The following is a 20,901-nucleotide window of genomic DNA, read 5'->3' on the forward strand; positions in this document are numbered from 1 at the left end:
CGCCCCGGCGTCCCCTACCGCTTGTCGGTTGCCTGCTGTGCGGGCTCCGTGCGTGTGTCCGTCATCTCCGTACGCATCTCCGGGACCGCCGGCGCGCCCGCCGCGCCGGCCGCCTCCGCGCTCCGCTTGAACATGCGGGTCGCGGTGATCTCGCCGTGGACGGTCTCACCGGCGGGGTCCTGCTGGGGCAGCCCCGGCCTGAGGTGCTCCTCGACGCTGATGTACTTCAGCCCGGCCCGCAGGTCCGCGTCGTTGCGGAGGCGGATCACGAGCGGGAATTCGGCGAGCGCCGTCGTGTCGAACAGCCCCGTCGTGTAGAGCAGTTGGACACCGAGCGCGTCGGAGACCGCGCGCTGCAGCTCCAGCAGGTATGTCGCGTTGGCGCGCCCGATGGGGTTGTCGAGGAAGAGCGTGCCCGCGTGCCGGTGCCGGTCCCGGCCCCTGTCGTTGCTGCGCAGGGCCGCCATCGTGCAGTACAGCGCGATGGCGGCGGTGAGCAGCTGGCCGCCGGAGAAGACGTCGCCCATCTGCCCGACCGGGACGCGCTCGGCGCGGAGCACCGCGTCCGGCTTGAGGATCTCCACCGCGATGCCCTTGGGCTGCAGAGCCGCCTGCACGCCCCGCAGCAGGAGGGACATGCCGTCCCTGCGCAGATCGGAGTTCTTCTTGAGGGCCGCGTGCGTGGCCTCGTCGATGACCTCGCCGAGCCTCTCGGTGAGCGTGGCCTGGTCGGGCTCCTCGAAACGGATCCGGAGGAATTCCTGGCCGGACCACTCCCCCAGCCCCTCGGGAAGCTGGGAGAGCCGCTGGGCGGAGCGGAGCGTCGTGAGGGCCGATTCCACGAGGCCCCGGAGCCGGTCGACGATGGAGTCGCGGTTGCGCTCCAGCTGGACCAGCTCGTCCGTGAGCACGCGCAGCCTGGGCGCGAAGGCCGCGGCCCACTTCTCGGCGTGGTCGGGCAGGGCGGCTGCCGGAAGCTCCCGGATCTGCTGCCGGGCCGGGGTGCGGACCTGTTCGTAGCGGGTGGAGTTGGCGTGCCGTACCAGGACGTCGCTCGCCTCCCGTACGGAACTCTCCGCTGCGGAGAGGTCCGTGGAGCAGCCGCGCAGTGAGCGGCGGGCCTCGGCGGCGGACTGCCTGGCCTCCTCCAGGGTGCCCGGGTACGGGTCGGGGGACTCGGTCCCGTCCTCCGCGCCGTGGTCCCTGAGCAGGTCACGCAGGAGTGCGGCGGTCTCGTCGAAGCCGCTCGCCGAGTCCTCGGCCGTGCGGTGGGCGCGCAGCAGTTCGGCGTGGGCCGCGCGCGCGGTGTCCAGCGCCTCGGTGGCGGAGGCGAGTTCGGCCGTCGCCGTACGGAGCAGGGCCTGGGCCTGGTCGGCGTCGGCCGGGGCCAGGTCGGCGGGGAGCTCCGTGTGGTGCGGTGCCTCGTCGGCGGGGGCGAGCCGTTCGGCTTCACCGCGCAGCCGGCCGAGCTGCTCGCTGGCCGTGGAGGCCCTGGTCTCCAGGAGCTGGACGTGCGACTCGGCGCGGGCGGCGGCCGCCTGCCGGGAGGGTCCGTCGGCCCCGTCGGTGCCTTCGAGGAGCTGGGCGGCGCGGGTGCGGACCTTGTTGGTGAGGCGGTCGAGCTCGGCCAGAGCGGCGCTCTCGTCGCTCTCGGCGCGCGCCTGCTCGGCGCGCAGGTCGGCTCCGACACCCACCTTCTCGTACAGCCTGGAGGCCGCCCGGTATGCCTCGCGCAGGGCGGGGAGGGAGACGCGAGCGGCGGAGGCGTCGGCCTCCGGGAGCGTTTCCGGGGCGCCCGCGATCTCCGCTCTCTCGGCACGCAGGGCACGGGCCGTGCGGTGGGCGTCGTCCGCGGCGCGCTGGGCGGCACGGCGGTCCTCGTCGGCGGCGCGTGCCCGCTCCAGGCAGGCTGTGGCGCGCGCCTCCGATTCGGCTGCCTCGTCGGTGAGTTCACGCAGTCGCGCCTGCCAGCCCGCGCGGTCGCGGAGACGGTGGGCCAGGCCCGCGAGCGCGTCGGCGGCGCGGCGGGCCCGCTGGGCCGCCTCCTGCCGCTCGTCGCGTACGCGCGCGGCGTCCGCGGCGGCCTCGTCGGCCTCGGCTCGCACGGTGCGGGCCTCGGCGAGTGCGGCCTCCGCCGTCTCCGCGGCGGCGCGGGCGGCGCGGGCCGCTTCGCCGAGCTCGGCGAGCATCCCGGGCGGGCAGTCGGCACGCCACGAGCCGATCCGGGCGGCGAGGGCGCGGTCGGCGGCGAGCCGGGCCGCGAGCGACCTGATGTCCTCGTCGCGCGCCGCGGCCCGGGCGCGGAGCGCCTGGCGCTCCTCGTCCGCGGCGTGTTCGTCGTGCATCGCGGGGTTCGGCGGGACGAGGAACACGTCGTCGCTGCCGGTGCCCGCACCGCCGGGCGGGGGTACGGGGGCGAGGAGGGCCGCGGTGGTGCCCACGGCGACGGCCGACCGGGGCAGCAGGGCGGCGGCGGCCAGGACTTCGCGGGCGCGGGTGTGCGCGTCCGGGTCGGTGATGACGACACCGTCGACGAGCTCGGGGCGCGCCGCCAGGACCGCCGCGTGGTCGACGGGGTCCACGGCCTGGGCGAGGTAGCGCCAGCCGGGCAGGGCCGGGATGCCGTGTTCACCGAGGTACTCGACGGTGGTGAGGACGTCGGGTCCGGGCGGCAGCAGCCCGCCGTCCCCGAGTGCGCCGAGGATGCGGGAGTCGTCGGCGGCTGCGGTGCGCAGGTCGAAGAGCCGTCGTTCGGCGGTGGAGACGCTCTGGTCGAGGAGCTCCCTCAGCTCGTCGGCGGCGGCATCGAACTCCTCCGCCGTGAGGGACTGCGCGGCCCCGCCGGTGGCCTCTTCGTCGCCGTCCGTTCCCGCGCCGGCGCCGCGGGGACGCGGGACACCGACGCCGGTGGCCGCCGGGAGACCCAGCAGGTCGGCGAGGCGGTGGTCGGCGGCGATCGACTCGGCGGCCCTGCGCTCGGCCTCGTAGGACTGTTCGGCGGCCTGCGCGCCGTCGGCGGCGCGGGCCGCTGCGAGCTCGGTGCGGCTCTCGGCCGCGGCGGCTTCCCTGGCCTGGTCGGCGGTGGCCCTGGCCGCCTCGCGTGCGGTGTCCCAGGCGGCGACGGCGGTCTTCTCCGCGTCGTTCGCCGCGAGTGCCGCGCGGGCCGGGTCGGCGTCCGGCGCGGTGTCGTCGAGCCAGCCCGCGCGTACGGCTTCCGCGGTCTCCTGCTCGACCTCGGCGAGGCGCTGACGCAGGTGTCCGGCCTCGCTGCGGGCGCGCTGGGCCTCGGTGGCGGCGGTGGTGGCGTCCCGGTGCGCCGTCTCCCCGGTGGACTGAAGCGTCGCGGACCGCTCCTCCTCCTCGTCCGCCACCCGCTCCCCCGCCTCCGCGGCGGTGTGCAGGGCGCGTACGAGGTCGGCGGCGGCCGTGGCGCGTGCGGCCAGGGCGGGGGCCGCGTCGCGCTCCGCCTCGCGGATGGCTACGGCCACGCGTGCCGAGCGGTCGGCGGCGGCGCGGTGGCGCAGGACGGCTTCGGCGGCCTGCCAGGCGGAGTGCAGGGTGCGTGCCTCCCCCAGCTCGCGGCGCTGTGCCGCCGCGCTCTTCTCGGCGGCGGTGAGGGCCAGGGACGCGTGCCGGTAGGCCAGTTCGGCCGCGATCAGGTCCCGGCGGCCGCGGGCGGCTTCGGCCTCGGTGACGGTGTGGGCGGCGTCAGCGACCTGCTGGGCGAGCTCCGCGGTGCGGCCGCGCTCCTCGGCGGCGCGCCCGGAGAGCCTGCGGGCGAGGGTGCGGGTGCGGCGTTCGGCACCGGCGTGGACGTCCCGGCTGCGGGCCCTCGTCGCGGTGGCGTCGACGATGCGGCCGAGCAGCTCGGCCGAACCGGCGGTGAAGTCGCGTTCCGCGGTGAGCTCGGCACGGCGGCCCAGCTTGTTGCCGAAGCCGCTGACGAGGTCGGCGAGGCCGTCCGTGTCCCGCGTGTCGGTGACGGCCCGGAGCAGCAGGTCGGTGAAGTCGGAGTCCTTCTTGACCGCGAAGAGGCCGGCGGCCTCACCCTCGTCGGCGTTCATCTCCCGCTGGTAGCGGAAGAGTTCGGGGTCGAGCCCGAGGTCACCGAGGTGTTCGTTCCACCGGTCGTGGATCTCTTCCCAGTGCACGTCGAGGTGCGGGTAGAACTTGCCGGCGTCCGTGAGCGCGTCGCGGAAGCCCTTCATCGTGCGGCGTCTGCCGCGGGCGTTCGAGACGCCTTCGGCGGGGCGGCCCACCGAGCTGGCCTCGGCCACGGGCAGGCTGTCGAGGCTGAGTCCGGGACCGGGCCGGAAGGAGTACCAGGCCTCGGCGAACTTACGGGGGTCGCTGGAGACCTGGCGGCCACGCCATTCGCTGACCTTGCCGACGACGACGCACTCGCCGGTCAGGGTGTGCTGCCACTCCAGGGCGACGTGTCCGCAGTCGTCGGCGAGCAGGAACTTGCGCAGGACACCGGAGCTGGCGCCGCCCAGGGTGTTGCGGTGGCCCGGCAGCATCACCGAGAAGATCAGCTTGAGCAGGACGGACTTGCCTCCGCCGTTCTCCAGGAAGAGCACACCGGCGGGCGCCGGGCGGCGCGGGGGGCCGGCGGGCTCCTCCTCGAAGAACTCCGCCTGGGCCGGCGCGGGCCTGGGCACGGGCTCGCCGACGCCGCGCAGGTCGAGCACGGTGTCGGCGTAGCGCGCACCGGCGGGCCCGATGGAGTAGAGGCGGACCCGGGACAACTCGTACATGGCGGCGGACTCTCGTCGTTCTGGCGGCGGGCGGGCGGCTGGAGCGGGGGCGGGGTGCGGCGGTTCAGGAGTGGAAGGGGAGCCCCGCGTCGGCGGCCAGCTCCAGGCCTTCGTCGTCGGGCGGGGGCAGCAGGGTGGCCGAGCCGTCCGTGACCGGGACGACGCCGAGTTCCAGCAGTTCGGCCATGGCGGCGCTGCCGGCCATGTCGCGCACCTGGAGCTGGTAACGGGCGGTGGTGCGGTAGGCGCCGCCCGCGTCGTCCCCGGTGCGCTGGAGGAAGCCCGAATCCGTGAGGAAGGCGACGGCCTTGCCGATGATGCCGGTGGTCGAGCCGGCCAGCCGGCGGGCGTCCTTGGTGGCTCCGGTGGCGCTACGGCGGGAGTAGATCCGCCACCCGGATTCCAGACCGGGCGCGTCGGTGGCCGGGTCGGTGTTGTCGCCCTGCTCCTCGGCGCGCTCCTCCAGGCGTTGGCAGGCCTGGCGGACGAAGGCGTCGACGCCGTTGACGGTGATGCGGCCGATGTACGAGTCGTCGGCCAGGTCCTCGGGGCGGGGGAAGGCCATGGCGGCGACGGCGAGGTGGGCGAGACCGTGCAGGAAGCGGTCGGCGGAGTCGGGGGACGCGCGCCGGGCGTAGTCGCCCATGCGCACGGCGAACACCGAGTCCTCGCCGGCGGTCACGGCCATCCCGGCGCGGGTGGAGACCTCCAGCACGATGAGCCCGAGCCCGGTGGCGACGGCGTCGGAGAGCCGGGCGAAGGCGGGCTCCTCGCGGTAGCGGCGGAGCAGCTCGCTGTACTCGGCGTCGCGGGCGGGCATCAGCTTGGGCTGCAGCCCGAAGGAGACCAGCCGGGCGGCGTCGGCGGCGTCGGCGGGGGTGACAGCGGCCGGCCGCGCGGCGTCGGCCGCCTGCGGGAGGTGCTGGTCGCCCCACGCGTCGGTGTGCTCGGCGTGCTGCTCGCTCAACTCGGTGACTCCTCGGTACGGGTGCCGCTCCCGGGCGGCAGGGGGTGGGTGGTCGGGCCGGGGACGCTCACGAGGCGTCCTTGCGGTCCGCGGCCATGCCCGCCGCGTCCAGCAGGGCCATGCCCACTATCAGGTCGGCTCCGCCGAATTCGTGGTCCTCGAGCTGGGTGCCGTCGTCAACGGCGAACAGCAGCCGTCGCTCGCCCTGGCGGTAGGCGGTGCCGACGGGAGGACTGGCCGCGTGGACGGCGAGCAGGGCGACGAGGTACGGCAGTTCGGGGTCGCGCAGCCGGGCCTCCGCGAGGAGTCCGGAGAGCCGGCGGGGGGCGTCGTGCTCCAGGTCGAGCAGTTCCATCGCGTGTCCGAGCTGCTCCTCGCTGAACCGGCTGTCGTCCGGGGTGGCGATGAGGTCGGGCTCGGGCATCTCCGCGCCGAGGTGCTCCCGCTCCACCGGGGGCATGAGCAGCAGGTCGACGAGGTCGCCGACCCGGACGGAGGTGGGTGTGCGCAGCCCGGTGCCGTGTGCGAAGAACGCGTCGGTGGCCCGGGTGGCCTGCTCGACGGGGAGCGGCAGCAGGGGCACGACGAGCTGTCCGTAGAGGTCGAGGCCCGCCTGCGCGGTGGGGGTGGCGAACGCCTGGCGGTCCTGCTCGGCGCGGAAGAGGGGTCCTGCCTCCAGGAGCCTGGACTGGAGCTGGGTGTGGCGTCGGATGCAGTCCTTGACGATGTCGACCAGCTCGGCGGCGCGGCGCTTGTGCTCGGGCTCCTCGGCCTCGTCCCTGGCCTTGCGGATGTTGGTGAGGATCGCGTTCTCGTGGCGGTAGCGGTCGGCGACGTGGTCCAGCGCCTCGGCGATCATGTCCGGCACGGCGTTGAGCCAGTCCACGGCGCGGACGTTGCGGCGGGTCGCGTCCAGGGTCCTGCGGAGCGTCTCGGCGTACTGCACGGTGCGGTAGCGGGCCTGTTCGGCGGCGAGCTGGGCGTCGGCGAGGCGGCCCCTGCTGATGAGGACCTCCAGCTTCACCTCGGCGGCGATCTGGGCGCTGGTGACGTCCGTGTCCAGGGCGCCCACCAGGACGTTGACCGCCTCGTCGGTGGCGCGGAGGTAGACCGTCCCGCCGTGGCCGGGGACTTCCTCGACGAGCTTGAAGTCGTAGTCCCTGCGGACGTAGACGCCGTCGGGTCCGAAGGTGCCGTACACCGCGCGGAAGCCGCGGTCGACGCTCCCGACGTTGATCAGGTTCTCCAGGACCCAGCGCGCGACCCGTTCGTGCTCGGTGACGGGCCGGCGGGGTGCCTGGGCCGCGATCCGCGGGAGGAGCCTGGCCACTATCTGGTCGTGGTCGGCGCCCGTGTCGAAGTCCATGTTGAGGGTGACGAGGTCGATCGCGGCGAGGGCGACCTCGGCCATCGCGTAGACCGTGTACTCGCCGGCCAGATTGGCCTTGCGCACGTCGAGGTCGTGCAGCGGGGCGGTGCAGGCGAGCGCGCGCAGCCGACGCGAGAGCCCTTCATCGGCGGCGGGGCCCGGGGCGGGCCTCGGTCCCGCGCTGAGCTGGGGCGCAGCGGTGTGGGTGGCGGCAGGCGAAGTCACGCTGCACAGATTAGGTCCTCGCACCGACAACGGTCGAAACGGCGCAGAAGCGACCGGTCACGGCCGCCCGTAACCGCCCCCTCCCGGGGTGCGCAGCACCAGGACGTCGCCGGTGTCGAGCTCGGCGGTGTCACAGCCTCGGAGCGGCGTCACGCCCGCCCCGCCGGCCCGCTCGACGTACTGCTCGCCGAGAGCTCCGGGGCCGCCTCCCGCCATGCCGTACGGGGGCACCCGGCGGTGTCCCGACAGGAGCGCCACGGTGACGGGTTCGAGGAAGCGGATCCTGCGTTCCACCCCCCTGCCGCCGTGCCACCGGCCCGGTCCCGCGCCGTCCTCCCGTACGCCGAAGCTCTCCAGCAGCACCGGGTAGCGCCACTCCAGGATCTCCGGGTCGGTGAGCCGGGAGTTGGTCATGTGGGTCTGTACGGCGTCGGCCCCGTCGAATCCGTCCCCGGCGCCGGAGCCGCTCGCGACGGTCTCGTAGTACTGGACCCGGTCGTTGCCGAAGGTGAGGTTGTTCATGGTGCCGGAGCCCTCGGCCTGGACGCCGAGAGCCGCGTAGAGGGCGCCGGTGACGGCCTGGGAGGTCTCGACGTTGCCGGCGACGGTCGCCGCCGGGTGGACGGGTGCGAGCATCGACCCCTCGGGCACGCGGATGTCCAGGGGTTTCAGGCAGCCGCTGTTGAGCGGGATGTCCTCCTCGACGAGTGTCCGGAACACGTAGAGGACGGCGGCCGTCACGACGGACCTGGGGGCGTTGAAGTTGCCGGCCTGCTGCGGGGACGTGCCCTCGAAGTCGAGGACGGCCCGGCGTGCGTCGTGGTCCACTCGCACGCTCACGGCGATGACGGCGCCGTTGTCGGTCTCGTAGCGGCAGGAGCCGTCGCGCAGTCCGGCCACGATGCGGCGTACGGACTCCTCGGCGTTGTCCTGGACGTGGCCCATGTACGCCTCCACGACGTCCTGCCCGAACTGGCGCGTCATGCGCCGCAGTTCCGTGATGCCCTTCTCGTTGGCCGCGATCTGGGCGCACAGGTCGGCGAGGTTGGTGTCCGGGTCGCGTGAGGGGTGGGCCGCGGTCGTGAGCAGCTCCCGGGTCTCCGCCTCGCGGAAGGTTCCGTCGCGCACCAGCGGCCAGTTGTCGAACAGGACGCCCTCTTCGTCGACCGTACGGCTGAAGGCGGGCATGGAGCCCGGGGTGATGCCTCCGATCTCCGCGTGGTGGCCTCGCGAGGCGACCAGGAAGCGCAGCCGCTGCTCCTGTCCGTCGGCCGGCTCGTCGAACACGGGCGTCACGACGGTCACGTCCGGCAGATGGGTGCCACCGTGGTAGGGATCGTTGACGGCGTACACATCACCGGGCCGGAGGATGCCCTCGTTGCGCCGCAGCACCTCTTCGACGGTCTCCCCCATCGAGCCCAGGTGGACCGGGATGTGCGGGGCGTTGGCCACCAGGTGGCCGTCCGCGTCGAACAGCGCGCACGAGAAGTCCAGCCTCTCCTTGATGTTGACGGAGTGCGCCGTGTTCTGCAGTCGTACGCCCATCTGTTCGGCGATCGACATGAAGAGGTTGTTGAACACTTCGAGCATGACGGGGTCCACCCGGGTGCCGACGGCGGCCCGCCCGGGCCTCGGCTCCGTCCGGCGCAGCACGAGGTGTCCGGCCGGTCCCGCCGTCGCCTGCCAGCCGGGATCGACGACGGTGGTGGCGTCGTCCTCGGTCACGACGGCGGGGCCGGTGACGGTGTCCTCGGCGCGCAGTGTCGCGCGGCGGTACAGTCCGGCGTCGTGCCATCCGTCCCCGGTGAACATCGTCACGGTTCCGAGGGGACGGAGCGGCCCTTCTCCCGTGCCCGCTCCCACGCGGGGAGGGGTGTGCGGGCCGGCCGTTCCGGTGGCTTCCACGGAGACGGCCTCGACCACCAGGGGCTTGTCCATGGTGAATCCGTAGCGCGTGCGGTGGGCTTCGGTGAACTCCCCGTCCATGGCGGTGACGGTGCCGTGGGCGACGGGCAGGGCGGCGTCCGTGCCCGCGTAGCGCAGGAGGATCCGCGCGCGGGTGGTGATGGCGCTGCCGGGGACGCCGTCGGCCCTGAGGTCGGCCCGGGGTGCGCTCGGCCAGGGACTCGCAGAGGGCCCGGACCCGGGAGCCGGTCGCGTCGCCCAGTGGGGCCTCGACGGACTGTTCGCGCATCGCGGTGGCGTCGGCGAGACCGATTCCGTACGCGGAGAGGACGCCCGCGAGCGGCGGTACGAGGACGGTGTCGATGCCCAGGGCGTCGGCGACGGCGCAGACGTGCTGTCCGCCGGCGCCGCCGAAGCCGGTGAGGGCGTAACGGGTGATGTCGTGGCCCCGCTGGACGGAGATCTTCTTGACGGCGTTCGCCATGTTGAGCACGGCGATCTCCAGGAAGCCCGCAGCCACTTCGGCGGCCGTACGCCGGCTCCCGGTGGCGGCCGACACCTCCTCGGCCAGTGCGTCGAAGCGTTCCTTCACGAGACGGGCGTCGAGCGGTTGGTTCCCCTCGGGCCCGAAGACGGCGGGGAAGTGTTCCGGGCGGATGCGGCCGAGCATCACGTTGGCGTCGGTGACGGTGAGCGGCCCGCCCTTGCGGTAGCCGGCGGGTCCGGGGTCGGCCCCGGCCGAGTCGGGGCCGACCCGGTAGCGCCGTCCGTCGAAGTGCAGGACGGACCCGCCGCCGGCGGCGACGGTGTGGATGCTCATCATGGGCGCGCTCATCCGCACCCCTGCCACCCGTGTCCCGAGCTCGCGTTCGAACTCGCCCGCGTAATGGGAGACATCGGTGGAGGTGCCGCCCATGTCGAAGCCGATGACGCGCTCGTGGCCCGCCTGGCCCGACGTACGCACCATGCCGACGACGCCCCCGGCCGGGCCGGAGAGCACCGCGTCCTTGCCACGGAAGTGCGCGGCCTCGCGCAGCCCGCCGTTGGACTGCATGAACATGAGCCGGATGCCGGGGAGTTCGGCGGCCACCTCCTCGACGTAGCGGCGCAGGACCGGCGAGAGGTAGGCGTCGACGACGGTGGTGTCGCCGCGCGGCACGAGCTTGATCAGCGGGCTGACCTCGTGCGAGCAGCTGACCTGCGTGAAGCCCGCTGCCCTGGCCTCCTCACCGACGGCCCTCTCGTGCTCGGGGTGGCGGTAGCCGTGCATGAGCACGACGGCGGCGCTGCGGAGCCCGTCCTCCGCGGCCTCCCTGAGCCGAGCGGCCACGGCGTCGCGGTCGAGTGCCTTCACGGTGCCCCCGCGGGCGTCGACGCGTTCCGGGACCTCGACGACCCTGCTGTACACGGCCTCGGGGAGCAGGATGCGGCGGTCGAAGAGACGCGGCCGGTTCTGGTAAGCGATCCGCAGGGCGTCCCGGAAGCCTTCGGTGACGACCAGGACGGTGGGCTCGCCCCGTCGCTCCAGGAGGGCGTTGGTGGCGACCGTGGTGCCCATCTTGACGCCCGCGACCCGGTCGGCGGGGACCGGGTCGTGGGGGCCGAGCCCGAGAAGGAGCCTGATACCCGCGACGGCGGCGTCACGGTAGCGGCCGGGGTCGTGCGACAGCAGTTTGCGGGAGACCAGCCGGCCTCCGGGGTCACGTCCCACGACGTCCGTGAAGGTGCCGCCGCGGTCGATCCAGAACTCCCAGCGTCCGGTCATCCCTCCATTCTGGCGCGCGGGACGAACCCCCGCAGACGGGGCAGACCGGCCAGTGCCCCCGGTGACCGGCGAGCGCGGCGTCCGGCCTCCGGCCGGGGAGGGCCACGCGGACCTGCGGGTATCCGGGCAGGGGCAGGGAGGGGACGCGTACCCCGGGGCAGGGATCGTCGGCGGGCGCGGAACGGGTGGTGGTCGTCGCCCCGGCCGGGGTGACGACCAGTGACTGGTGGCCGCGGGCGACGAGGTGCCGGGCTGTCTGCAGGGCGCAGTGGGCCACACCGTTGACGTCGGGCGGGAAGGACTCGGTGACGATGACGACACGCATACGGGTGTGGTCACCGCGCCGGGCGTGCCCCTGGCGACCTGGATCTTTCCGCCCGGGAAACGTCCTATGAGCGTTTTGCGCCGCGCGCCCCCGGCGCGCGGCGTCCGGGCTCCGTGTGTCAGCGGAGCGCCGGCTCAGACGGCGGGCGCGTCGGGCCCGATCCTGCTGCGTACGGCGGACTGGACCTCGGCCTCCTCGGCCGGGTCGGCGGCGAGCCGCCTCAGCCGTTCGGCGACCCGGATGTCCCCGGTCTCCGCGTGGTGTGCGGCCAGCTCCCGGGTGGTCTCCTCGCAGTCCCAGAGGCACTCCACGGCGAATCCGCTGGCGAAGGACGGGTCGGTGGCGGCCAGGGCGCGGGCCGCGCGGCCCCGCAGGTGCGAGGAGGACGTCTCCCGGTAGACATGGCGCAGCACCGGTGCGGCACACGCGATGCCCAGGCGGCCCGCGCCGTCGACGAGGGTCCAGAGGGGCGGGGCGTCGGGTCCCTCGCCCCGGACCGCCTCGCGCAGCGCGGCGAGGACGAGCGGGGCGTCCTGTGCGGCGCCGCGGCAGGCCAGGACCCCGGCCGCCGAGGCTCCGAGGGTGTCGGGCCGGTGGGCCCAGCGCCGGGCCCGGTCGACGGCCGCTTCGCCGCACATCCGCTCGAAGGCGGCGACGGCCGCCTCCGCGACGGTGGGGGACGGGCCGGCGACGGCCCGCTCGATCAGGTCGAGCACGGCGGGGTCCTGGACCTCGGCCAGATAGTGCAGGGCGGCGCAGCGCGCGCCCTCGGAGCCGCTGTCCGCGGCCTCGACGATCAGGGGCCGGTCCTCGGTCCCGGCGACGGCGAAGAGGCAGCGGGCCGCGGGTACGTGGAGCACGCTGCCGCGTTCCAGTCCCGCCTGGGCCCAGTCGAACACGGCCTGGACACTCCAGCCGGGGCGCGGTCCGCCCGGCCGCATCTGCCGCTGCCATCGGTCGAAGGAGCCCTGCTCGCTCGCCGCCCTGACCCGGGCGCCGACCGCTTCGCGCGGGTCGTCGGCCCAGAGCCGCCACGGGCGGGGCTCGAAGGCGTCGCGCACGGCGGCGGCCAGCTCGGCGGCGCCCTCCGCGGTGGCGGGGAACCGAGCGAGCACGGGCTCGGCCAGGGAGCGCAGTCCGGCGTCGTCGTCGCGCAGGGCGAGCTCGTCGAGCGCCCAGGCCCAGTTGGACCCGGTCGCGGCGTACCGGCGCAGGAGCACAAGGGCGTCGTCGCGCCCGTAGGAGGCGAGGTGGCCGAGCACGGCGAGGGCGAGACCCGTGCGGGAGTCGTCGGTTTCGAGGTGGTCCTCGGGATCCCACAGGTGCCGCGCGATCTCCTCCGTGCCACCGTCGAGGTCGAGGTAGAGACGCGCGTAGTAGAGGGAGCGGTTCTCGACCTGCCAGTCATGACGCGGATCGCTCAGGACGCAGTGGTTGAGAGCCGCCAGGGCCTCGGGGCGCGGGGCGGCGAGCGCGTGGAGCGTGCCGTCGCCGCGGCCCCTCTGCAGCAGGCCGAGCAGTGTGCCGCTCGGCGCTATGAACGGATCGAACATGGGGAAAGCCTCACATCAAGCTGTCGACGCGACCGGGACTGTGCTGTTCCATGCAGCCCTAGGCCGCGCAGCAACATGATCGGCCGACTGCCGTCCTGTGCCTGGTGCTCATCTTCCTCTGCCTCTCGTCGGTGGTCCGGAACGGACCCGCGACGTCATGATGACCCAGCCATTTCGCCGACGCGACCACATTTACGACGCACCGGCCGGCCTGCCTCTCAGCGCGCACCGAAGAGTTCCAGCAGGTCGTCCTTGCCGAACATGCGCGCGGTGTCCACGGCGGAGGGGGTCCCGGCGGCCGGGTCGGCCCCGGCCGAGAGCAGCGCGTCGATCACTTCGCGCTCCCCCTTGAAGACGGCTCCGGCCAACGGGGTCTGCCCCCGGTCGTTGGCCCGGTCCGGATCGGCGCCACGGCCCGCGAGCGCGACGACGGCGGGGGCGTGTCCGTGGTACGCGGCCAGCATGAGCAGGGAGTCGCCCCGGTCGTTGGTGAGGTTCGCGGGGACGCCCGCGTCGACATAGGCGGCGAGCGCGTCGCTCTCGCCCCGGCGGGCCAGGTCGAAGACCTTGGCCGCCAGCTCGATCACCTCGGGGTCGGGGGTCTCGCTCATCGGAGGGGCCGCCTTCCATTGCCGTTGTCGCGGTCGCTGACCTGGTGGGGAGTACGGCGGGGGGGGCCGTACGAGTGAATCGACAGAGTACTGCTCCGGGGCAGTCCTCAGTCTGCCCAGGACCGGCGGGAGATCACCCCGACGACGTCGGTTTCCGGTGAGGACAGGGCCTGTGCGGCCCCAGGAGCCCCTGGGCCTGCGCCTTTTCGCCCACCGGTCGAGTGAAAACAAGGGGTATTCACTCAGTTGCACCTTTTATCGTATAGGTACATCTTGTGATCCTGGAAGTACTCATGGTGACTGTCCCCCTCAACCAGGAGAACCGCTCATGATCCTCTCCATCTCGGGCGTGGTACTGCTCGGCATCATCGTCTTCCTGTTCTTCAAGAAGGACGGGCTCAAGGCCTCCCACGCCCTCATCTGTGCTCTGTTCGGCTTCTACCTGGCCGGCACAGCCATCGCCCCCAGCATCACGGCCGGCGGGGCGAGTCTCGCCAGCATGCTGGGCGGGATCAAGTTCTGACGCTCCGAAACCGCTCCCACCTCCCCAGGAGACCGACGTGGCCCGGCGACCACTCCCCCGCATCCTCAGGAGCGGCAGCGCTTCGATCACCCGCAGCCGCGAGATCGCGCGCACGGCCGCCGACAGCGCCACCGACGTCCTCCATCCGCTGATCACGGTCACCCGTGGTCTGCGGCTGCTGGCGCGAGCAGGACGGCAGAAGTGGGCCGCGACACCGAAGGACCGGCGCGGACACGTGCTGTTCCTCGTCGCGGCCTGCGTACTGGCGGTGGCGCTCATCCCTTACGGGCCTCTGCTGGCCCTCATCTCGGTGATGGGCGCTGCCGCGTGGCGGGGCCGCGACCGCACCCCCACGAGCACCGGCCCCGCCGAGGCGGAGGCCGCGCGGCTCCAGGCGCTGTACGAGGCACTGGTGCCGCACTTCTCCGTGGCCGAGGACCCCGGTCCGCTGTTCTCCCACGGCGGCGACTGGGAAAAGGCCTTCGGCACGTCGTACGAGTTCGACGGCAACGGGCGTCTCACCCGGCTCCAGGTGCACTATCCGGCGTACTTCACCGACGGGGATCCCGCGTCCCGGGCCCGTGTGGAACAGGTGCTCCACGCCAAGTCCGGCCGGGGCCGCGAGTACCACTTCGTCTGGGACGAGGAGAGCAACCACCTCCTCATGACCGTGCTCGCCGCGCTCCCCACCACGATCGCCGCCCAGCGCTTCGTCACCGCGCCCGGCGAGACCGTGCTCGGCTTCACCGACGCGGACGCGGTCCGGCGCACCGTCCCGGTCCAGGACGGCGACGGGACGCGGGACGCCTCGCCCGTGATCTGGCGGACCGGGGCCCGTTCGACGGAACCCCATCTGCTGATCGCCGGGCACCCCGGCAGTGGCGCCACGACCCTGCTGCGTTCGCTCGCCCTGCAGGCGCTCCAGCACGGCGACATCATCGTCGTGGAGGGCGGCGGCACCGGCGAGTACGGCTTCCTGACCGGCCGGGAGGGGGTGCTGGCCGTGGAGTGCGGGCTGGCCGGGGCGCTCGCGACGCTCGAATGGGCGGCGCACGAGACCGAGCGCAGACTCATCGCCGCCAACCGGGCCCGCCAGGCCGGGCACCCCGAGCCCGAGGACATCAAGCGCCCCCTCTGGATCCTGCTCGACCGCCCGAGCGCGCTGGGGCACCTGGCGGCCGCCGACGGCAGGCAGGATCCGCAGGAGCTCCTCCAGGTGCCCCTGCGGCACGGCCGCGCCGCAGGGGTGACGGTCGTGGTCGCGGACCAGTTCGACAGCCTGGACGCCCTCACCGACACCGTGCGGAACCACACCAGGGCACGCGCCGTCCTCGGCCCCGCGGACCGCGAACAGGTCGAGGCGGTCCTGGGCGTCCAGCCGCACACCACGCCCACCCCCGACGTCCCGCCGGGGCGCGGCTACACCCGGCTGGGCAGTGGGCCGGTCCTGCGGTTCCAGGTGCCGGCCACCCCGGACCCGTACGACGAGGCCACGAGCGAGGCCCAGCGGCAGGCGGTGCTCGACCTGCTCCCGGGCGGGGCGCCCGCGGTCGAACAGGCCGTGCCGGAGGACGCCGCCGGACCCGTGGCCGTCCACACGGAACAGCTGGTCGGGACGCCCGCCGTCGCGGAAGGGTGACGCCGGGGGCGCCTCGGACCACGGGGATCCGGGGGCCTCAGGCCACGAAGGTCCGGGGCGCCTCGGCTCCCGCGCTCGCACCGGAACCGACCAGCTCCGCGGCGGCGGCCAGCCGCAGCGCCGCCTCGTCCGCCACCGGTCCGCCCACCGTGAAGGGCAGCCGCACATAGCCCTCGAAAGCACCGTCGACCCCGAACCGGGGCCCCGACGGGACGCGGACGCCGACCCGTTCGCCCGCCACGGCCAGCCGGGACCCGGAGAGCCCCCCGCTGCGCACCCAGAGGGTGAGGCCGCCGGCCGGCACCTCGAACTCCCACTCCGGGAGTTCCCGGCGCAGGGCGCGCACCAGGTCGTCCCTGTTCTCCCGGGCCTGCCCGCGCCGGATCTCCACGGCCTGCTCCCAGCCGCCCGTCCGCATCAGCCAGTTGATGGCGAGCTGTTCCAGCACGGGCGTCCCCATGTCGGCGTACGCGCGTGCCGCGACCAGGCTGCGGATGACGTCCGGCGCCGCCCGCACCCAGCCGATCCGCATGCCGGCCCAGAAGGCCTTGCTCGCGGAACCGACGGTCAGGACGGTGCTGCCCGCCGGATCGAACGCGCAGACCCTGCGGGGCATCTCGACGTCCGGGTCCAGACGCAGTTCGTGCATGGTCTCGTCGACCACCAGGACCGTGCCCGCCGACCGGGCGGCCTCGACCAGGGCGCGGCGCTGCTGCTCGTCGGCGAGGGCACCGGTGGGGTTGTGGAAGTCGGCGACGACGTAGGCCAGCCTCGGGGCGGCGTCCCGCAGGACCTGTCGCCAGCGGTTCATGTCCCAGCCGCCGAGGCCCTCCTCCATCGCCACGGGCACCAGCCTGGCGCCCGCCTCGCGCATGAGCTGGAGGATGTTGGCGTAGCTCGGGGACTCCACGGCGATGCGCTCCCCGCGCCCGGCGAAGAGATGGCAGATGGCGTCGATGGCGCCCATCGCCCCGGTGGTGACCATGATCTGTTCGGGCATCGTGGGGATGCCGTGCCCGGTGTAGCGGTCCGCGATCATCTGCCGCAGTGCGGGAAGACCGGCCGGGTAGTCGCCGTGCGTGTGGGCGTACGGCGGCAGCTCCTCCAGGGCGCCCTGGACGGCCCGGGTCAGCCACGGCTCCGGAGCGGGCAGCGAGGCGCAGCCCAGGTCGATCATCGAGCCGAGCGACTCCGGGGGCAGCGGTTCGAGGCCCCGGGCGGGCAGCGGGTTGCCCGCGGGGACCGCGGTCCAGCTGCCGGCGCCGCGGCGCGACTCCAGGAATCCCTCCGCCCGCAGCGCCTCGTACGCCGCGGCGACGGTGGTCCGGCTGAGGGAGAGGGCCAGCGCGAGCTCGCGTTCGGCGGGCAGCCGCGCGGCGACGGGGACGCGGCCCTCCAGGACGAGCAGGCGCACACCGTCGGCCAGGGCCCGGTAGGCCGGCGGCTTGCGCGAGCCCGGCGGCAGGGGACGGGCCTGCTGTCCCTGGAGCTGGCGGGCGAGCTGCGCCGCACCGACGGTCGAAGTCCACTGCGCCATGTAAATCAGTCCACCTTCCTCGGATTGGCCATAGTTGGCGGCCAATCCCCTGCCACAGAGTGACACGCAGCAGTCCACTACCACCACACAGGGGGCACCACTTGTCCGACACCACCTCCCGGAGCGGCACCCGGCTCGCCCGGCGGCTGACCCATCTCTATGTGGGCCTGGCCCTGTACGGGGCGAGCTCCGCGCTCCTGGTCCGCGCCGGGCTCGGACTCGAACCGTGGGGCGTGCTGCACCAGGGGCTCGCCGAGCGGACCGGCATCTCCATCGGAGTCGTCTCGATCATCGTCGGAGCGGTCGTGCTGCTCCTGTGGATACCGATCCGGCAGCGCCCGGGGCTCGGCACCGTCTCCAACGTCTTCGCCGTCGGCATCGCGATGGACGCCACCCTCGCCCTCGTACCGGATGTGCACGACCTCGGGGCGCAGATCCCGGTGATGGCCGCGGGCATCGTGCTCAACGGGGCCGCCACGGGCCTGTACATCTCCGCGCGCTTCGGCCCCGGGCCGCGCGACGGCCTGATGACGGGCCTGAACCGGCTCACGGGCCGCTCCATCAGGCTGGTGCGTACGGCGATCGAGGTGGCCGTGGTCGTGACCGGCTTCCTGCTCGGCGGTTCGCTGGGTGTCGGCACGGTTCTCTACGCGCTGGCCATCGGGCCGCTCGCCCAGTTCTTCCTGCGCTTCTTCGACCTCCCCGCGCCGGATGCCCGCACCGAGCCCGTTGCCGGCCGGACACCGGAAGGGGCGATACTTCCGCGGTGACCGCAGTGACTTCGGGGCGCCACCCCTATCTGGACCATCCGTCGACGATTCCCTTCGCCCACCGGGGCGGGGCGGCCGACGGCATGGAGAACACCGCAGCCGCGTTCCGGCGCGCGGCCGGCGTCGGCTACCGCTACTTCGAGACCGATGTGCACGCCACGGCGGACGGCCGCCTGGTCGCCTTCCACGACGCGACCCTGGACCGGGTGACGGACTCCCGGGGCCGGATAGCCGGGCTGCCCTGGAGCGAGGTGCGCCGGGCCAGGGTGGCGGGCAGCGAGCCGCTGCCCCTCTTCGAGGAGCTTCTGGAGGAGTTCCCGGACGCCCGGTGGAACGTGGACATCAAGGCGGAGCCCGCCCTCGTCCCGCTCGTCGACCTGATCCGCAGGGCCGGTGCGTGGGACCGGGTGTGTGTGGGGTCGTTCTCCGAGGCGCGCGTGGCCAGGGCCCACCGCCTCGCCGGCCCCCGCCTGGCCACCTCGTACGGGGTGCGCGGGGTGCTCGGTCTGAGGCTTCGCTCGTACGGTATCCCGGCGGCGCTCCGGGCGGGCGCGGTCTGCGCCCAGGTCCCGGAGAGCCAGAACGGCGTCCGTGTCGTCGACCGGGGTTTCCTCCGCACGGCGCACGCGCGCGGACTGCAGGTCCATGTCTGGACGGTCAACGAACCCGAACGGATGGCGGCGCTCCTGGACCTCGGGGTGGATGGCATCATGACCGATCACATCGAGACGCTGCGCACGGTGCTGAGCGAGCGGGGGGCCTGGGCCTGACGCCGGGGCCCGCCGCGTCCGCACGGGACGAACGAGGGGGCGCGGCGTGAGCACGGACATCGCAGGGACGGAGGATCCGGCCGGACCGCCGGCCGAGGCCGCCGGCCGCAGACGAGAACAACGCGGCTGGTACTTCTACGACTTCGCCTGCTCCGTGTATTCCACGAGCGTGGTGACGGTCTTCCTCGGTCCCTATCTGACCTCGATCGCCGAGGCGGCCGCCGACGCGGACGGGTACGTGCACCCCCTGGGCATACCCGTGCGGGCCGGCTCCCTCTTCGCGTACACCGTGTCGGTGTCCATCCTCGTGGCCGTGATCGTGATGCCGGTCGTGGGCGCGGCGGCGGACCGCACGGGACGCAAGAAGCCCCTGCTCGCGGCGGCCGCATACACCGGTGCGACGGCGACGGCCTGCATGTTCTTCCTGGAGGGCCACCGCTATCTGCTGGGCGCCTTCCTGCTGATCGTGGCGAACGCGTCCATCTCCGTGTCGATGGCCCTCTACAACGCCTACCTCCCCCAGATCGCCACCCCGGCGGAACGCGACGCGGTCTCCTCCCGCGGCTGGGCCTTCGGCTACACCTCGGGTGCGTTCGTCCTCGTCCTGAACCTGGTCCTCTACACCGGCCACGACTCCTTCGGGCTGTCCGAGCCCGACGCGGTCCGGATCTGCATCGCCTCGGCCGGTGTGTGGTGGGGCGCCTTCGCCCTCGTGCCGCTGCGCCGGCTGCGTGACCGCCGGGTGGCACCGGGCGGCGACGGCGCGGTCGGCTCCGGCTGGCGGCAGCTGCGGGCGACGCTGCGCGACATGCGCCGCCACCCGCTCACACTGGCCTTCCTGCTCGCCTATCTGGTCTACAACGACGGCATCCAGACGGTGATCTCCCAGGCGTCGCTGTACGGCTCCGAGGAGCTCGGCCTCGACCAGACGACCCTGATCACCGCGGTGCTGCTGGTGCAGGTGCTCGCCGTGGCGGGGGCGCTGGGGATGGCGCGACTCGCCCGGCGGTACGGAGCCAAGCGCACGATCCTCGCCTCACTGGCCGTCTGGACGCTGATCCTCGCCGCGGCGTACGTGCTGCCCGCCGGCGCGCCGGTGTTCTTCTACGTCCTGGCGGCCGCGATCGGCCTCGTGATGGGCGGCAGCCAGGCCCTCTCGCGGTCACTGTTCTCGCACCTGGTCCCGCGGGGGAAGGAGGCGGAGTACTTCTCCGCCTACGAGATGAGCGACCGGGGACTCAGCTGGCTGGGGCCCCTGGTCTTCGGTCTCGGCTACCAGCTCACCGGCAGTTACCGGGACGCGATCCTGTCCCTGGTGCTCTTCTTCGCGCTCGGCTCGGTGCTCCTGGCGAGGGTTCCCGTACGGGCCGCGGTGGCCGCCGCGGGCAATCCCGTGCCGGACCGGATTTAGACGTTGAAGTGAAAGGCCGGTAGTGTACGCCTTTGGTGTGCTCGGTGGACCGTTACTGCGGGTTGAAGAAGTCGAACTGTTGGGTGACAACTTCGACCAGAAGTGACAAACCGGGCACCGGCGGGTAGTAGACCCAGACCAAGCAGCGGCACGACGGGCGACGCATGACCGGCAACGGGAATCTTTACCGCCGACCGGACGTTGACCGGATGACGACGACAGCGACACCTGTCCTGTGGGCGACAAGCCCGGGAGGCACGATTCATGAGTGAGCGAGCTCTCCGCGGTACGCGACTCGTGGTTACCAGCTACGAGACGGACCGCGGCATCGATCTGGCCCCGCGCCAGGCGGTGGAGTACGCATGCCCGAACGGACATCGATTTGAGATGCCGTTCTCGGTAGAGGCGGAAATTCCGGCGGAGTGGGAGTGCAAGGCGTGTGGCGCCACGGCACTCCTGGTGGACGGGGACGGCCCCGAGGAGAAGAAGGGCAAGCCTGCGCGTACGCACTGGGACATGCTCATGGAGCGGCGTACACGCGAGGAGCTCGAAGAGGTGCTGGCCGAGAGGCTGGCGGTTCTGCGCTCCGGTGCCATGAACATCGCCGTGCACCCGCGGGACAGCAGGAAGTCTGCCTGACCGCGTATCACCGCAAAGATCAAGAGCCGCGGGCCGCGACACAGAACATGCTGACCGGCCGGTTCGTCTTCGATGGTGTAGGTGTCGGAATCCCGACCGTGGAAGAACGCGGAGAATGCTACGTAGGCTTCCTGG

Annotated in this window: 12 protein-coding genes and 2 pseudogenes; 6 read left to right on the top strand and 8 right to left on the bottom strand. The window is 73.3% G+C overall.

Annotated features, from left to right (window positions below; translation table 11 throughout):
* Positions 1-14: 14 nt before the first annotated feature.
* The 7 genes and pseudogenes from AB0P41_RS35050 to AB0P41_RS35080 form a co-directional block, all read right to left on the bottom strand.
* Complete coding sequence (locus tag AB0P41_RS35050; protein WP_365936088.1) at positions 15-4,757, bottom strand: hypothetical protein; 4,743 nt, start codon at positions 4,755-4,757, stop codon at positions 15-17.
* Between the two features lie 64 nt (positions 4,758-4,821).
* Complete coding sequence (locus AB0P41_RS35055; RefSeq protein WP_365936089.1) at positions 4,822-5,724, bottom strand: hypothetical protein; 903 nt, start codon at positions 5,722-5,724, stop codon at positions 4,822-4,824.
* Positions 5,725-5,791: 67 nt separating this feature from the next.
* Entirely contained in the window at positions 5,792-7,318 is a 1,527-nt protein-coding gene (locus AB0P41_RS35060) for a hypothetical protein (protein WP_365936090.1), read from the bottom strand.
* Between the two features lie 57 nt (positions 7,319-7,375).
* Positions 7,376-10,988, bottom strand: a pseudogene (locus AB0P41_RS35065) (hydantoinase B/oxoprolinase family protein).
* Between the two features lie 58 nt (positions 10,989-11,046).
* Positions 11,047-11,313: pseudogene (locus AB0P41_RS35070) on the bottom strand (glycosyltransferase); the annotation flags it as partial.
* A gap of 134 nt (positions 11,314-11,447) precedes the next feature.
* Complete coding sequence (locus AB0P41_RS35075) at positions 11,448-12,866, bottom strand: HEAT repeat domain-containing protein (RefSeq protein ID WP_365936091.1); 1,419 nt, start codon at positions 12,864-12,866, stop codon at positions 11,448-11,450.
* 218 nt (positions 12,867-13,084) lie between these two features.
* A complete protein-coding gene (locus tag AB0P41_RS35080) occupies positions 13,085-13,477 on the bottom strand; it encodes an ankyrin repeat domain-containing protein (protein WP_356712692.1) in 393 nt (130 codons plus the stop codon).
* 328 nt (positions 13,478-13,805) lie between these two features.
* On the opposite strand from AB0P41_RS35080, the gene AB0P41_RS35085 reads away from it, so the two are divergent.
* Together AB0P41_RS35085 and AB0P41_RS35090 are read left to right on the top strand one after the other, a co-directional pair.
* Positions 13,806-14,000: a hypothetical protein gene (locus tag AB0P41_RS35085; RefSeq protein ID WP_014044751.1), complete on the top strand. Its 195-nt coding sequence runs from the start codon at positions 13,806-13,808 to the stop codon at positions 13,998-14,000.
* Between the two features lie 37 nt (positions 14,001-14,037).
* Positions 14,038-15,639, top strand: coding sequence for a hypothetical protein (locus AB0P41_RS35090; RefSeq protein WP_365936092.1), 1,602 nt, complete (start codon positions 14,038-14,040; stop codon positions 15,637-15,639).
* Between the two features lie 37 nt (positions 15,640-15,676).
* Here the strand turns inward: AB0P41_RS35090 and AB0P41_RS35095 are convergent, their stop codons facing one another.
* On the bottom strand, positions 15,677-17,176 hold the full coding sequence (locus AB0P41_RS35095; protein ID WP_356712687.1) for a PLP-dependent aminotransferase family protein: 1,500 nt from the start codon (positions 17,174-17,176) through the stop codon (positions 15,677-15,679).
* A gap of 101 nt (positions 17,177-17,277) precedes the next feature.
* Here AB0P41_RS35095 and AB0P41_RS35100 point away from each other — a divergent pair, with 101 nt between their 5' ends.
* From AB0P41_RS35100 to AB0P41_RS35115, 4 genes are all read left to right on the top strand, one after another.
* A complete protein-coding gene (locus tag AB0P41_RS35100) occupies positions 17,278-17,946 on the top strand; it encodes a hypothetical protein (RefSeq protein WP_365936093.1) in 669 nt (222 codons plus the stop codon).
* Positions 17,947-17,951: 5 nt separating this feature from the next.
* On the top strand, positions 17,952-18,716 hold the full coding sequence (locus AB0P41_RS35105) for a glycerophosphodiester phosphodiesterase (RefSeq protein ID WP_365936094.1): 765 nt from the start codon (positions 17,952-17,954) through the stop codon (positions 18,714-18,716).
* A gap of 46 nt (positions 18,717-18,762) precedes the next feature.
* Positions 18,763-20,127, top strand: coding sequence for an MFS transporter (locus tag AB0P41_RS35110; RefSeq protein WP_356712683.1), 1,365 nt, complete (start codon positions 18,763-18,765; stop codon positions 20,125-20,127).
* Positions 20,128-20,391: 264 nt separating this feature from the next.
* Entirely contained in the window at positions 20,392-20,766 is a 375-nt protein-coding gene (locus AB0P41_RS35115; RefSeq protein ID WP_078598328.1) for an RNA polymerase-binding protein RbpA, read from the top strand.
* Positions 20,767-20,901: the final 135 nt, after the last annotated feature.

Source organism: Streptomyces sp. NPDC079167, from assembly GCF_040686735.1.
Classification (GTDB): Bacteria; Actinomycetota; Actinomycetes; order Streptomycetales; family Streptomycetaceae; genus Streptomyces.

Coding starts and splice junctions, on each gene's coding strand:
- AB0P41_RS35050 (WP_365936088.1), bottom strand. CDS start 4,757: ATGTACGAGTTGTCCCGGGTCCGCCTCTACTCCATCGGGCCCGCCGGT.
- AB0P41_RS35075 (WP_365936091.1), bottom strand. CDS start 12,866: ATGTTCGATCCGTTCATAGCGCCGAGCGGCACACTGCTCGGCCTGCTG.
- AB0P41_RS35080 (WP_356712692.1), bottom strand. CDS start 13,477: ATGAGCGAGACCCCCGACCCCGAGGTGATCGAGCTGGCGGCCAAGGTC.
- AB0P41_RS35085 (WP_014044751.1), top strand. CDS start 13,806: ATGATCCTCTCCATCTCGGGCGTGGTACTGCTCGGCATCATCGTCTTC.
- AB0P41_RS35095 (WP_356712687.1), bottom strand. CDS start 17,176: ATGGCGCAGTGGACTTCGACCGTCGGTGCGGCGCAGCTCGCCCGCCAG.
- AB0P41_RS35115 (WP_078598328.1), top strand. CDS start 20,392: ATGAGTGAGCGAGCTCTCCGCGGTACGCGACTCGTGGTTACCAGCTAC.